Genomic DNA, 13,391 nt, shown 5'->3' with positions numbered 1-13,391 from the left:
CAGGAAGCCCGACAAAGGGTTTCACGGGCCTATGATTCGAGACCTTACCGCAAAGGACACAATATGTGCAATTGCTACCCCCCTGGGCCTGGGGGGTATTGGCATTGTCCGCATAAGCGGTAAAGCATCCCGGGAAATTCTTTCTAAAATCTTCAGACCATCCAGGGCAAAGTTCCCTCTTAAGTCACATCGCCTTTATCACGGGTGGGTTTATGATCCCGGCACCGGAGAACGCCTGGACGAAGTCCTCGTAAGCTACATGAAGGCTCCCCATACCTACACCCGGGAAGACGTGGTGGAAATAAACTGTCACAGTGGATACGTTATCCTTGAGGAAATTCTACGCCTGGTACTCAAATGCGGCGCCCGCCTTGCCGATCCCGGTGAATTTACCTACAGGGCTTTTCTGCACGGAAGGATTGATCTTGCTCAGGCGGAAGCGGTTGCGGACATTGTAGAAAGCAAATCCCGAAGAGCTCTGGACATTGCCCGGCGACAACTGGAAGGTGCCCTCTCATCGCTCGTTTCAAGCTGGCTTGATCTTCTTACGGATATAATGGCACATCTCGAGGCAGCCATAGACTTCGAAGAGGATACGGAAGGAGAGATTGAAGAAACCCTGCAACTTGCCGAGAGGCTCAAAAAAGAACTGATCGATCCCATCGAAAAAACTGAACGGGAGAGCAGAGAACTTTCAATACTTCGGGAGGGCGTACGGCTTGCGCTGGTCGGAAAACCCAACGTGGGCAAGTCCTCGATTATGAATGCTCTGCTTAAAAGAGAGAGGGCACTGGTCACTCATTTTCCAGGTACAACCAGAGACATCATAGAAGACACCTTCGTTCTGGAGGGCATCCCGATAACCATTATGGACACGGCAGGGATCCGCAGGGATGCCGACTACATAGAACGACTGGGAATAGAACGAGCGATTTCCAGAATCGGGGAAGCCAACATAATCCTCTGGATACTTGATCTTTCCGTACCTCTATCAAAAGAGGACGACGAGATCTTCGAACTTTTAAAAAAATCTTCACAATCTCTGGCCGTGGTTCTTAACAAAGCGGATCTTGCTCATGCCTTCGGCCCCGAAGATGTAAAAAAACGGTATGGAATTGACAGTGCTCTGGTTACAATATCAGCGATACGGCCCGGGGATGTGGATATGTTGAAGGGGTTTATAAAGAACCGGTTTCTTAAAGAGGCCGTTGAGGCCGTATCGGAATCTTTCGTGGTAAGTAAACATCATCGGGAATATTTGAATACGGCCGTGGAAGCCCTTTTGCGGGTATACGGGCTGATGCTCGAAGGTGCTTCGCCGGAGATTGTACTGGTAGAGCTCTACGATGCGAAAAAAGCCCTTGAAACAATCCTTGGGAAAGGAGACGTCGGGGAAGGAATTCTGGACCGTATATTCTCCAGATTCTGCATCGGCAAGTGATTTTCGCGTTCCCTCGTGGTTTCCCGATCGCCTGACTGATTATGCATCACGGTATGGAATCGTCCTTACTGACCAGGCCGTGAGGCTTCTCTGTATGCATGCCGGACTGCTCATGTACTGGAACAGAAAGGTAAACCTCACCGGCATGGCTTCATGGGATGAAATTCTTCTCCGACACTATATGGATTCTCTCGTTCCCCTGTCAATGTTACCTCCGGGAAAGCTGCTACTGGACATAGGATCCGGCGCCGGGTTCCCCGGAATTCCCGCCAAAGCCTTATATCCCGAAACGCATGTGGTTCTGTGCGATATGAAGAGAAAAAAAACGAGTTTTTTAAAGACCTTTATAGCCTACAGCGGGCTCAGGAATGTCTCCGTCGTTCAGGCAAGCTGGGAGTCTCTCCTGGCAAACCCGGAAAGTTCAGGCATTTTCGTTTCGGAAGGCTACGATCTCATCATATCCCGGGCTCTTAAGTTAACGACCCGGGACATTTCTCTAATTCTGGACAGGGGTATCAGGGACAGGGGAGCTCTTGTGCTCTGGACAGGCCCCAAAGCCCTTAAAGAGGCCAGGGGCAACCTTAAGGGAATCAATTTCGAAGTAAGGGAATACGATTTGCTCGAAGGGCTTCCCAGAGCGGTTCTGATTTTCAGAAAAATGTGACAGGATGGAATATGGTGGACAGCGGCACAAGATCGAAACAGAAGATCCTCATTGTGGATGACGATCCGGTGGCGGGTTCTTTTCTCATACACGCACTCCAGAGCAGAGGCTACCAGGTCGTCTACTTCCAGCATCCCACGGATGCCCTTGATTGTGCCAGAAGAGAGTCTTTTGCCCTGGCCTTTGTTGACGTTCACATGCCAGAAATGAGCGGTCTTGAGCTCATTTCTCTTTTAAAAAGGGACAATCCCGAAATAGAGATCGTTCTCGTAAGCGGCTACGGGTCTCTGGACGACGCCGTAAAGGTAATAAAGATCGGCATTAACGACTATCTTAAAAAACCCTTCTCCATAGAAGAAGTATCTTTTTGCCTGAATCGTTTTGAAGAAAGAAGACGCATAAGCGATCGGCTCCGTAGAACGGAAGAGAAGTACGAACAACTGGTGCAAAATCTTCCTCTGGTCATATTCGTTCTGAATCAGAACATGGAGCTTACCTTTATAAATAAAGCCTGTGAAAGCCTGCTGGGTTACACCCCTTATGAAGCCATAGCCCTTCACCGACGATTTCCGGAAATTATTCATTCAGAAGACAGAGAGAGAATAGTCTCGAGGTTCCGGAACTTTTTTCAGGGAGAATGTGTTCCCTTCAAGGAAGAGTGCCGCCTTGTTCACAAGAAAGGTCATACGGTCTATACACTTATTCAGACTTTACCGTTGCGTTCCTATTCGGAGAAGGAGCCCTGCGAACTGGAGGGTATTATAATCGACATCACCGATAGGGTATTTTACGAGCGCTCCATCGTTCAGCAGGAAAAACTGAAAACCCTGGGTGCTATAGCTACCGAGGTTGCCCACGAAATCAGGAATCCTCTCACGTCAATAGGCGGTTTTGCACGCCGAATCAAGGCCAAATATCCGGATCTCCGGGAGGCGGACATTATCCTGCAAGAAACCCACAGGCTGGAAAAGCTCCTCAACCGAATCAGGAACTACCTCCAGCCTGTTGACCTTAAGAAGGTCTACATCAACGCAAATTCCGTAATAGAACGCTGTTACGAGCTTCTGCAACCCGAAATGGAACACAAGGGCGTTACCTGTGCCATGGAGCTGGATGAAAACCCACCCTATATCTTCGTGGATCCCAACATACTTCTTCAGGTATTGATAAATCTCTTCAAAAATGCCATAGAAGGAAGCAAAAAGCACAAAAAGTTCTGGGTTCGCTCCTTTGTGACGGAAAACCACGTTCATATTCAATGTGCAACACCCCTCGAAGAGGGAATTACGGTGGATTGCGAAACGATCTTTCTGCCCTTTTCGGAAGGCGGAAGAAGTGTGGGGCTGCCCCTGTCTCACAGACTCGTAAAAAACATGGGAGGGCTCCTTACGTGCACTCAGGAAGACCATGAAGCGGTTTTTACCGTCACCTTCCCCATAGCAAAACCTCACGAATGTGATCAGAGTGAGTTTAACGGTGCTGAAGTGGAAGGTGACCGATCGGACCTTCAGGTTTGATAGAATTGGCACAAAAGAGTTGACACGAAAATGACCCTGTGGTTTGAGAATACACGTGAAAAAATAAACAATGTTATTGCTGTCCTCAGTTCTTCAGAAGGAGGGATATTTCCATGCTTAGTGCCGTTCTTGCCATTGGGGGTCTGGGGCTTGTTGCGGGACTTGGTCTCGCCGTGGCATCGAGGATCTTTTATGTTTACGTGGATCCGAGAATTGATGAAGTGCTTAATGTTCTTCCCGGAGCCAACTGTGGAGGTTGTGGGTATCCCGGCTGTGCAGGCGCTGCTGAAGCGATAGTCAAGGGCGAGGCTCCTCCAAATGTTTGTGTTGCCGGGGGAGATGAAGTCGCTGCAAAGGTTGCGGAGATAATGGGGCTTGAGTTTGCCGGGTCTCTACCTCAATTTGCCGAAGTGGGCTGTCACTTCAGTGTGGAAGAGGCGGAGGTCAAGTACGAATACGAAGGAGTTATGGACTGCCGTGCGGCAGTACTCTTCGACCGCGGTCAGAAGGTCTGTGAAGTAGGGTGTCTTGGCCTCGGAACCTGTGTAAGGGCCTGTCCTTTCAATGCCCTCAAGATGGGGGAAAAGCTTCCGGAGGTGGATCCTCAAAAGTGCACCGGCTGTGGAACCTGCGAAAGGGTATGTCCCAAGAATGTTATTCGGGTAATAAAGATCACTCAGAGGCTTACTTCCTTCAACGAAGAGGGTCAGTGTCTTGCGCCCTGTCAGCAGGTATGCCCTGCCGAAATAAACATTCCTCTTTATATTAAAAAGATTCGCGAAGGTGATTACGAAGGGGCTCTTATGACCATAAAGGAAAGAAATCCAATTCCCCTCAGTATTGGAAGAGTATGCCCCAGACCCTGTGAAACTGCCTGTCGCCGTCAGTATGTGGACGAGCCGGTGGCAATAAATTACCTGAAGCGTTTTGCGGCGGACTATGAGATGAATTCAGGCAAGAGATATCCTCTGGCCATGGCTCCTCCGACAGACAAGCGCGTTGCCATTGTTGGTGGAGGACCTGCGGGGCTCTCGGCCGCTTATTTCCTGAGGCGTCTCGGCCATCAGGTAACGATTTTTGAGGCCATGCCCAAGCTGGGAGGCATGCTCAGGTACGGTATTCCCGAATACCGGTTGCCCAAGAAGATTCTCGACTGGGAAATCGAAGGGATTCTCAAACTGGGCATTGAAGCGCGTACCAACCTGAAGCTGGGCAGAGACTTCACAATTCAGTCTCTCGTTGCGGCCGGCTACGATGCGATACTTCTTGCAATAGGTGCCTGGAAGGACACAAGGCTCAGGGTAGAAGGTGAAGATTTGAAGGGATGCTACACGGGAATTCAGTTTCTTGCCATGGTTGCTCAGGGAAATCCGCCTCCTATAGGGAAACGTGCGGTGGTGATCGGCGGCGGTAACACGGCGATTGACTGCGTGAGGACTCTATTGCGGCTGGGTTGCAAGGATGTAACAATTGTTTACCGTCGTACCAGGAAGGAAATGCCGGCCAATGAAGAAGAAATAGTGGCCGCCGAGCACGAAGGCGTGAAATTCCACTTTCTTGCCGCACCCAACCGGGTGATAGGCCGTGAAAACGGCAACGTGACCCATCTGGAATACATCAAGATGGAACTGGGAGAACCCGACGCCAGCGGCCGTCGCCGCCCCGTTCCGATACCCAATTCGGAAACCCTGCTGGAAACCGATATGGTGATTACGGCCATCGGTCAGTCTCCTGATGTGTCCTTCACAGAGGTTGACCCGCGTTCCAAAGACATTGCTCTTACCCGCTGGAACACGATAGATACCGATCCCAGAACCCTTCAGTGCAAAACGGTTCCGTACATCTTTGCAGCCGGTGATGTTTATCTCGGTCCCGACCTGGTTGTCTCTGCAGTCGGGACGGGAAGGCGTGCAGCCGTGGCCATTCACAACTATCTCATGACGGGAACGGCAACAATTCCCGAAAAAGCGTTGCTCGGAAAGAGAATCCCCGAAAGCGAGATAAAAGAGGTCCCCGGTGTAGAAAAAAGACCCCGTGTCCACCAGCCCGAACTTCCCGTCGAAGCCCGCGTGGACAACTTCGATGAGGTTGAACACACCATAAGCGAGGAACAGGCTCTTTACGAAAGTGCAAGATGCCTTTTCTGTGGAATTACCTGTTTTCACGAGCAGCCCATTCCTGAAAAGGGTCTGGTGGTTTTGAAAGAAAAGGAAAAAGCAGCATGATAATTAACCGGGCAGGGTGATCGCTACCCTGCCCTTCCGGCTGGAGTTCGCCATGCACGAAATCAATCACCACGAACACCATAGATTGGAGGATCGTGAAAAGTTCATCAAGCGCATAGAGCACTGGATTCGACACAATGATGAACATCTGACGGGTTATGAAGACTGGAAGAGATGGTGTGAAGAGACCGGCCTTAAAGAGGTTTCAGAAATTCTGGATAAGGTTTGTGCCGGTGTAAGAGAACAGAACGAGTTGCTGAAGCAGGCCCTGGAAAGCCTCAGGCAAAGCCAAAAGTAATGTGCTTTGTGTCACGAATTGTCTTGACCGGATCGGGGGTTTGTTGTAGAGGTTGGAAGGGGGTGGCGGTTTCCAGCTGAGATACCTGGATCGGCAAACTTTTATTATGAGGCGGAAATGGACTGGAGGGAGTTCCTGGCGAAAAACCGGGAACGTATTGTAAGGGAATGGTTTGAACATATCTTACAAACCTACCCGGAAGAGACGGCTAGGTTTGTGCGATCCGAGAAGAACCCTTTTTTAAACCCCGTGGGATCGGCCATAAAAGAAGGCGTAGAAGGCATTATAGACTGGATGATTGACGAAAAATCCAGAGATGACGAACTGCTTTCTTTTCTTGACAGAATCATAAGAGTTCGGGCGGTACAGGGATTCAAGCCTTCTGAAGCCGTGGGCTTCATTCCTTCTTTCAAATTGGTAATCCGTTCCGTTTCTGAAAAATCCAGGCCTTCATTGAGTGAAAAGTCCATCCGGGATATTGACGAGGTTGTTGATTCAATAATGTTGAAGTCCTTTGATATATACATGGCTTGCCGGGAAACGCTCTACGAACTGAGGGTTCAGGAAGTAAAAAACAGAACCTTCAGACTTTTGCAACGGGCAGGGCTGGTGTACGAGATCTCCGATTCGGACGAATCTTCCGGATCGGGAGATCCCGTTGGCGAAAATTAAACGGTAATGTTCAACCAGTGAGGAGGAGCGAGGTAAGGTGCTATGGGGATGAAATTTGCGCTTAACGTCGTCCTGGGGCTTGCCCTTTTTGTTTTTGTGGGGGTTAAGCTCCTCGGTCTGGAGTACCTTTTCGGCGTAATTGTGCCTTATACGGCCGTTACGCTGTTTTTCCTCGGTTTTATCTATAAGGTCTTTATGTGGGCCAGGTCGGCGGTACCCTTCCGAATTCCCACCACGACGGGTCAGCAATATTCATTGTCCTGGATCAAACCGTCCAAGATCGACAGCCCTTATACGAAATGGGGTGTGGTCGGGCGAATGGCCCTTGAGATTTTGGTATTCCGGTCACTCTTCAGAAACACCAAGATGATGAAGCGAGAAGGTAAGATTACCTATCACTGGGAAAAGTGGCTCTGGATTGCGGCGCTGGCATTTCACTATTCCTTCCTGGTGATTTTTTTGAGGCATCTCAGGTTTTTCACTGATCCAGTGCCCGGTTTTATCAGCTTTCTGGAGCAGGCCGATACGTTTTTTGAGATGGCCCTGCCGGGGCTTTTAATGAGCGATATCATTATCGTAGCTGCGGCTACGTACCTGCTTATCCGGAGAATTATAATACCTCAGGTAAAATACGTTTCCCTGCCCTCGGACTACTTCGCCCTTTTTCTTATTCTGGCTCTGGTTTTGAGCGGTATCTTTATGAGGTACTTCTGGAGGGTTGATATAGTAAAAATTAAGGAATTGACCATGGGCCTTGCGACATTCCATCCCACGGTTCCCGAGGGTATAAGCGTATTCTTTTACATGCATCTTTTCTTTGTAAGTGTGCTTTTTGCTTATTTTCCCTTCAGCAAGCTTATGCATATGCCCGGCGTATTTCTCAGCCCTACCAGAAACCTGCCCAATAACAGCAGGATGGTCCGTCATGTGAATCCGTGGGATTATCCCGTTAAAGTTCACACTTATGAAGAATATGAAGAGGAGTTCAGGGAAAAGATGGTAGAGGCGGGAATTCCGGTAGAGAAACCGCTTGAAAAACCGGTAGAGGAACAAGAGGAGTAGGAGAATATGGCCAAGCTTCCCAAGAGTAACGAGCTTTTTGAAAGCATTGATCATACCCCACCAGAGAAATGGTGGATGGACGTTCCGGTTAACCTGAAACCGGGAAACTACTGTTACGCAGCGAAGCCCAGGCTTCTGGAAGAAGTGGGGCTTCCCAATCCCAGGGAATGGAATCCTCTCGATGAGGACTGGAAACTGCCGCCCAACTGGAAAGAAATTTTTCTGGAAGGTATCAAGGAGCGTCTGGAGCGGTTCAGAACTTTCAGGCTTTTTATGGATATCTGCGTAAGGTGCGGAGCCTGTGCTGATAAGTGCCACTTCTTCATCGGGAGTGGCGATCCCAAGAACATGCCCGTCTTGAGGGCCGAGCTTTTGAGGTCCATTTACCGGAAGTATTTCACCGTGGGCGGTAAGATGTTCGGCCGCAGAGGTGGCGCCCGTGAGCTTACCGAAGACGTATTCAAGGAGATATGGCACTATGCTTTTCAGTGCACCGAGTGTCGTCGATGCTCGGTATTCTGTCCTTACGGAATTGACACGGCGGAAGTCACGATCATAGCAAGGGAACTTATCAATCTGCTCGGTTGCAATATCGACTGGATCATGGGGCCTGTGGCCAATTGCTACCGCACGGGTAACCATCTCGGCATTCAGCCCCATGCCTTCCGGGATATGATCGAATTTTTCTGCGACGAAATCGAAGAGGTTACCGGTATCAGACCCGAACCCACTTTTAACCGCAAGGGTGCAGAGATTTTATTTGTTACACCGTCGGGTGACGTCTTTGCAGATCCCGGAACTTACACCTGCATGGGATATCTCATGCTCTTCCACGAACTGGGTCTGGATTACACCTGGAGCACCTATGCGTCGGAAGGCGGAAACTTCGGTTTCTTCACGTCTCATGAGATGGCGAAACGCCTTTACTACAAGATCTACTCTGAAGCCAAACGTCTCGGCGTCAAGTACATCATTGGCGGTGAATGCGGTCACATGTGGCGCCTCGTACATCAGTACCTGAACACCTGGTGGGGGCCGCCGGACTTCCTGGAGGTGCCGGTTTCACCCATAACGGGCACAAAGTTTGAGCATGCAAAGGCAACCAAGATGATTCATATAGTCGAGTTCACCGCTGACCTCATTCGTCACGGTAAACTCAAACTTGATCCAAGCAGGAACGACCACCTTAGTGTTACCTTCCACGATTCCTGCAACGTATCACGCGGTATGGGCATGTTTGAAGAACCCAGGTATGTTTTGAAGCACGTGTGCAACAACTTTTATGAGATGCCTCCGGAAACCATACGTGAGCAGACCTTCTGCTGTGGAAGCGGTTCCGGTCTGAATACCGACGAGTTCATGGAAATGAGAATGCGTGGTGGATTGCCCAGGGCAAATGCCGTAAAGCATGTCCATGATAAGCACGGCGTGAATATGCTCTGTTGCATCTGCGCAATCGACCGAGCAGTTCTTACACCTCTTATGAACTACTGGGTACCCGGCGTTGGAGTTACCGGTTTGCATGAGCTTGTAGGAAACGCCCTTGTTATGGAAGGCGAAAAGAAACGAACCACGGATCTCCGTGGAGAACCCCTGCCCGGCATGGAGGAGGAAGTAGAAGATGAGGATCTATGATGCAAAACCCATTCTTATAGGGTTGGCAATATTTCTGGGGCTGAGCACCTTTCCCTTCTGGTACAACGGCGGAAAGGCCGCTACACCCCCGCAACCCAGCCTTGAGACCCCTGAAATTCAGAAGATGGAGAAAAAGGAGTGCGTGGCGGCGAGAGATTACATGAGAACATCTCACATGGTCATGCTCAACGACTGGCGTACCGAGGTTGTGCGTAACGGCAGACGATATTATGTGACGGCCGGTGGGGCAACCTATCCGGCAAGCCTTCAGCTAGCGTGCATGAAATGCCATTCCAACAAGGCGCAGTTTTGCGATACCTGTCATAATTACATCGGTCTTAAACCTTATTGCTGGGATTGCCATCTGGAACCACCGCAGGGTCAACAGGTTGAGCAAGTTGCAAAAGGGGAGTAAGGCATGAATAAAGATAGAAGAACATTTTTGAAGATAAGCGGAGCATGTGCTGTTGGGCTTTCGGCGCTACCGTTTGTGAAAGCTGTAGCGCAGGAAAAAAAGGGCCCGGCTTATGTGAACCTGCCCGAAGCCATTACCGGAAAGCGCTGGGCTATGGTAGTGGACGTGCCGAAGTGCCAGGAGTATCAGAGACGGCACGGCGAATGTACCCGCTGTAGTGAGGCCTGTCATACCGTTCATAATGTCCCTACCATAGAAGGCGAAGAAGAAATAAAATGGATATGGCAGGATACCTTTGAACACGCCTTCCCGGGGACGGCTCATGAATACGTGCCTGAAGAGCTCAGGGAGGGACCTTTTATTCTGCTCTGCAACCATTGTGCAAATCCGCCCTGCGTGCAGGTATGTCCCACAAAGGCGACTTTCCAGAGAGAAGACGGCATTGTGATGATGGATCACCACAGGTGCATCGGATGCAGGTACTGCATGGCCGGCTGTCCCTTCGGGGCAAGAAGCTTCAACTGGAGAGATCCTCGTCCTTACATTAAGCAGTTGAATTACGATTTTCCCACACGGCGTCGGGGTGTTGTCGAGAAGTGCACCTTCTGTCCTGAGCGGCTTGCCGTCGGGCTGCAACCGGCCTGCGTTGAAGCATGCCCTGCTAAAGCCCTTATCTTCGGAGACCTTGAAGACCCGGTGTCTGAGGTAAGAAGGATTCTCAAGGAAAAATTCACGCTCCGTAGAAAGTTCGAACTTGGAACTTATCCCAATGTTTATTACATCGTTTAACGTCAAGGTATGAGGGAGAGCTATGCTGGACAGGGTTTTTACCACTGCAGGAGAACAGTTTAAGAGGTTACTCCTGGGTCTGCTTGTGTTGATGGGCCTGGGCTTTATTTGTTACCTCTTTCAGTTCACCAAGGGTTTGACCATAACCGGTATGGGCCGTGACGTATCCTGGGGTCTTTATATTGCTCAGTTTACCTTTCTCGTCGGTGTTGCGGCATCTGCCGTTATGGTTGTTTTGCCCTATTATCTTCACAACTACAAAGTTTTCGGGCGTATCACGATCTTGGGTGAGTTTCTGGCCATAGCTGCCGTATCAATGTGTTTGCTTTTCATTATAGTCGACCTCGGTATGCCTCACAGGCTTTTTAATGTGCTGAGGTATCCCACCCCCAACTCAATACTTTTCTGGGACATGATCGTTCTTAACGGTTACCTGCTTCTTAATATTCTCATCGGCTGGAATGTGCTGGATGCCGAAAGGATGGGCGTTGCCCCTCCCAGGTGGGTAAAACCTCTCATTTACATTTCCATCCCCTGGGCGATAAGCATTCACACGGTTACGGCTTTCCTGTACGCCGGGCTTCCGGGTCGTCATTACTGGCTCACCGCCATTATGGCTGCTCGTTTTCTTGCATCGGCATTCTCTTCGGGTCCTGCTTTTCTGATATTGCTTGCTCTTTTTATCAGAAAGCGCACCAAGTTCGATCCGGGTGAAGAGGCCATACAGGCTCTGGCAAAGATCGTCACCTATGCCTTGATTATCAGCGTGTTCTTCGTATTCCTTGAGCTCTTTACGGCCTATTACAGCCAGATTCCCAGCCATACGATGCACTTTGACTATCTCCTCTTCGGTCTACACGGTCACGCCAAGCTCGTGCCCTGGACCTGGCTGTCCAACATTCTTGCGGTCGTAGCTCTCGTGCTTCTGATAAATCCGAACACGAGAAAACAGGAACAAACGCTGAAGATCGGATGTCTTGCCACGTTTTTCAGCCTCTGGATTGAGAAAGGTATAACCCTTGTTATCGCGGGATTTATTCCAAATCCCTTTGAGCGTATAACCGAGTATATGCCCACGATACCCGAGGTCTTTATAACACTGGGTGTCTGGGCTACGGGCTTCTTTATCCTTGCCGTTCTGTACAAGATCGCCGTTGCAATAAAGGAAGAGGTTGCAGCCTAGAGCACTTGAGTGAACGTAATTCCGGAACCCACCTGCACAGGCCAAAGTGCCTGTGCAGGTGGGTTTTGTGTTAGCGAAGATTGGAGGAAGACATGGATATCACGGTGGTTTTGCCTCAAAAGGAAATACCCCGAAGATGGTACAACGTTCTTGCCGATCTCCCCACCCCTCTCGACCCGCCCCTCCATCCTATCACGAAAAGGCCGGTAAGACCGGAGGATCTGGAAGCAATCTTTCCGACGAAGCTCATAGAGCAGGAAGTCAGCAACGAGAGGTGGATTGACATACCCGAAGAGGTGCTCCGGACCTATTGCCTGTGGCGCCCGACACCACTCAGGCGGGCTTATTTCCTGGAAAAAGCTCTGGGTACCCCTGCTCGCATCTACGTAAAAGACGAAAGTGTAAGCCCGCCCGGAAGTCATAAACCCAACACGGCAGTCCCTCAGGCCTATTACAACAAAATGGAAGGAACTAGGAAGATCTGTACCGAAACCGGTGCGGGTCAGTGGGGAAGCGCCCTTGCCTTTGCCTGTTCACGGTTTGGCCTTGAATGTGAAGTTTACATGGTAAGGGTTAGCTATAACCAGAAACCCTGCAGGCGCAGGATGATGGAAATATGGGGCGCCAGATGCATACCCAGCCCGAGCGATCGGACGGAAACGGGCAGAAAAATTCTGGCAGAAGATCCCGATTCACCAGGAAGTCTCGGCATAGCCATAAGCGAGGCCATTGAAGTCGCCGTGAGTTCTAAAGACTCAAAATACGCCCTTGGAAGTGTCCTCAATCACGTCCTTCTTCACCAAACGATCATCGGTCTGGAAGCCCGCAAGCAGCTGGAAAGCATCGGTGAATACCCGGACGTGATCATAGGCTGTGCCGGAGGCGGAAGCAACTTTGCAGGACTTGCCCTTCCTTTCGTGAAAGATCGAATTGAAGGGAAGGAGATAAAAATCATTGCAGTAGAACCGGCCTCCTGCCCCACTCTCACGAAGGGAAAATTTCTTTACGATTTCGGCGACACATCGGGTAAGACACCTCTCCTACCGATGTACACCCTGGGCCATAATTTTATGCCACCTCCTCTTCATGCCGGAGGTCTTCGTTACCACGGGATGGCACCGATTGTGAGCAAGCTTTTCAAGGAAGGAATAATCGAAGCCAGAGCTGTAAATCAGCTGGAATCCTTTGCAGCCGGAGTTGCCTGGGCACGCGCCGAAGGAACGATTCCTGCTCCCGAGACGAACCACGCAATCGCCGCAGTTATCGAAGAAGCAAAACTCGCAAAAGAAGAGGGCCGTGAAAGGGTTATAGTGTTTACCTTCAGCGGTCATGGGCTACTCGACATGGGTGCTTATGAAGCGTATCTGGAAGGAGGGCTCTCAAATCACGCCCTTTCAGAAGAAGAAATTCAAAAAACATTGAAAGAAGTTAATGCCATCACGAGACAGGAGTAAACAGAAAATACCACCTCAGGGCGGGTGTCGTCACCC

The 13,391-nt window shown here is 50.1% G+C and carries 12 protein-coding genes; all 12 read left to right on the top strand.

Going from position 1 to position 13,391, the window contains the following annotated elements:
• The first annotated feature begins 31 nt into the window (after positions 1 to 31).
• The 12 genes from mnmE (at position 32) to BM091_RS06700 (ending at position 13,355) form a co-directional block, all read left to right on the top strand.
• Positions 32 to 1,441: a tRNA uridine-5-carboxymethylaminomethyl(34) synthesis GTPase MnmE gene (mnmE, locus tag BM091_RS06755; protein ID WP_093394481.1), complete on the top strand. Its 1,410-nt coding sequence runs from the start codon at positions 32 to 34 to the stop codon at positions 1,439 to 1,441.
• A gap of 94 nt (positions 1,442 to 1,535) precedes the next feature.
• Positions 1,536 to 2,105 (top strand): 16S rRNA (guanine(527)-N(7))-methyltransferase RsmG, encoded by a 570-nt coding sequence (locus tag BM091_RS06750; protein WP_177193555.1) that lies wholly within the window; start codon positions 1,536 to 1,538, stop codon positions 2,103 to 2,105.
• A gap of 11 nt (positions 2,106 to 2,116) precedes the next feature.
• Positions 2,117 to 3,622 carry a hybrid sensor histidine kinase/response regulator gene (locus BM091_RS06745; RefSeq protein WP_093394478.1) on the top strand — a complete coding sequence of 502 codons (1,506 nt, stop codon included), beginning with the start codon at positions 2,117 to 2,119 and terminating at the stop codon, positions 3,620 to 3,622.
• A 113-nt stretch (positions 3,623 to 3,735) separates the two neighbouring features.
• Positions 3,736 to 5,847: an RnfABCDGE type electron transport complex subunit B gene (locus BM091_RS06740; RefSeq protein WP_093394476.1), complete on the top strand. Its 2,112-nt coding sequence runs from the start codon at positions 3,736 to 3,738 to the stop codon at positions 5,845 to 5,847.
• 52 nt (positions 5,848 to 5,899) lie between these two features.
• Positions 5,900 to 6,145, top strand: coding sequence for a DUF8180 domain-containing protein (locus BM091_RS06735; protein WP_093394474.1), 246 nt, complete (start codon positions 5,900 to 5,902; stop codon positions 6,143 to 6,145).
• A gap of 117 nt (positions 6,146 to 6,262) precedes the next feature.
• Entirely contained in the window at positions 6,263 to 6,817 is a 555-nt protein-coding gene (locus tag BM091_RS06730) for an RsbRD N-terminal domain-containing protein (RefSeq protein WP_093394473.1), read from the top strand.
• Between the two features lie 42 nt (positions 6,818 to 6,859).
• Positions 6,860 to 7,879, top strand: coding sequence for a sulfate reduction electron transfer complex DsrMKJOP subunit DsrM (gene dsrM, locus BM091_RS06725; protein WP_093394471.1), 1,020 nt, complete (start codon positions 6,860 to 6,862; stop codon positions 7,877 to 7,879).
• A 6-nt stretch (positions 7,880 to 7,885) separates the two neighbouring features.
• Positions 7,886 to 9,514: a sulfate reduction electron transfer complex DsrMKJOP subunit DsrK gene (gene dsrK, locus BM091_RS06720; protein ID WP_093394469.1), complete on the top strand. Its 1,629-nt coding sequence runs from the start codon at positions 7,886 to 7,888 to the stop codon at positions 9,512 to 9,514.
• The gene (dsrJ, locus tag BM091_RS06715) at positions 9,501 to 9,929 is read left to right on the top strand and encodes a sulfate reduction electron transfer complex DsrMKJOP subunit DsrJ (RefSeq protein ID WP_093394467.1); all 429 of its coding nucleotides are present in this window, start codon (positions 9,501 to 9,503) and stop codon (positions 9,927 to 9,929) included. The genes dsrK and dsrJ overlap by 14 nt, the downstream gene beginning before the upstream one ends.
• 3 nt (positions 9,930 to 9,932) lie before the next feature.
• A complete protein-coding gene (gene dsrO / locus BM091_RS06710; RefSeq protein ID WP_093394466.1) occupies positions 9,933 to 10,718 on the top strand; it encodes a sulfate reduction electron transfer complex DsrMKJOP subunit DsrO in 786 nt (261 codons plus the stop codon).
• Between the two features lie 22 nt (positions 10,719 to 10,740).
• Entirely contained in the window at positions 10,741 to 11,901 is a 1,161-nt protein-coding gene (dsrP, locus tag BM091_RS06705; RefSeq protein ID WP_093394464.1) for a sulfate reduction electron transfer complex DsrMKJOP subunit DsrP, read from the top strand.
• 92 nt (positions 11,902 to 11,993) lie between these two features.
• Positions 11,994 to 13,355 (top strand): TrpB-like pyridoxal phosphate-dependent enzyme, encoded by a 1,362-nt coding sequence (locus BM091_RS06700; RefSeq protein WP_093394463.1) that lies wholly within the window; start codon positions 11,994 to 11,996, stop codon positions 13,353 to 13,355.
• Positions 13,356 to 13,391: the final 36 nt, after the last annotated feature.

This window comes from Thermodesulforhabdus norvegica, assembly GCF_900114975.1.
GTDB classification, from domain to species: Bacteria; Desulfobacterota; Syntrophobacteria; order Syntrophobacterales; family Thermodesulforhabdaceae; genus Thermodesulforhabdus; species Thermodesulforhabdus norvegica.
The sequence above is the reverse complement of the archived record's forward strand: the minus strand, read 5'-3'. Positions and strand labels throughout refer to the sequence as shown.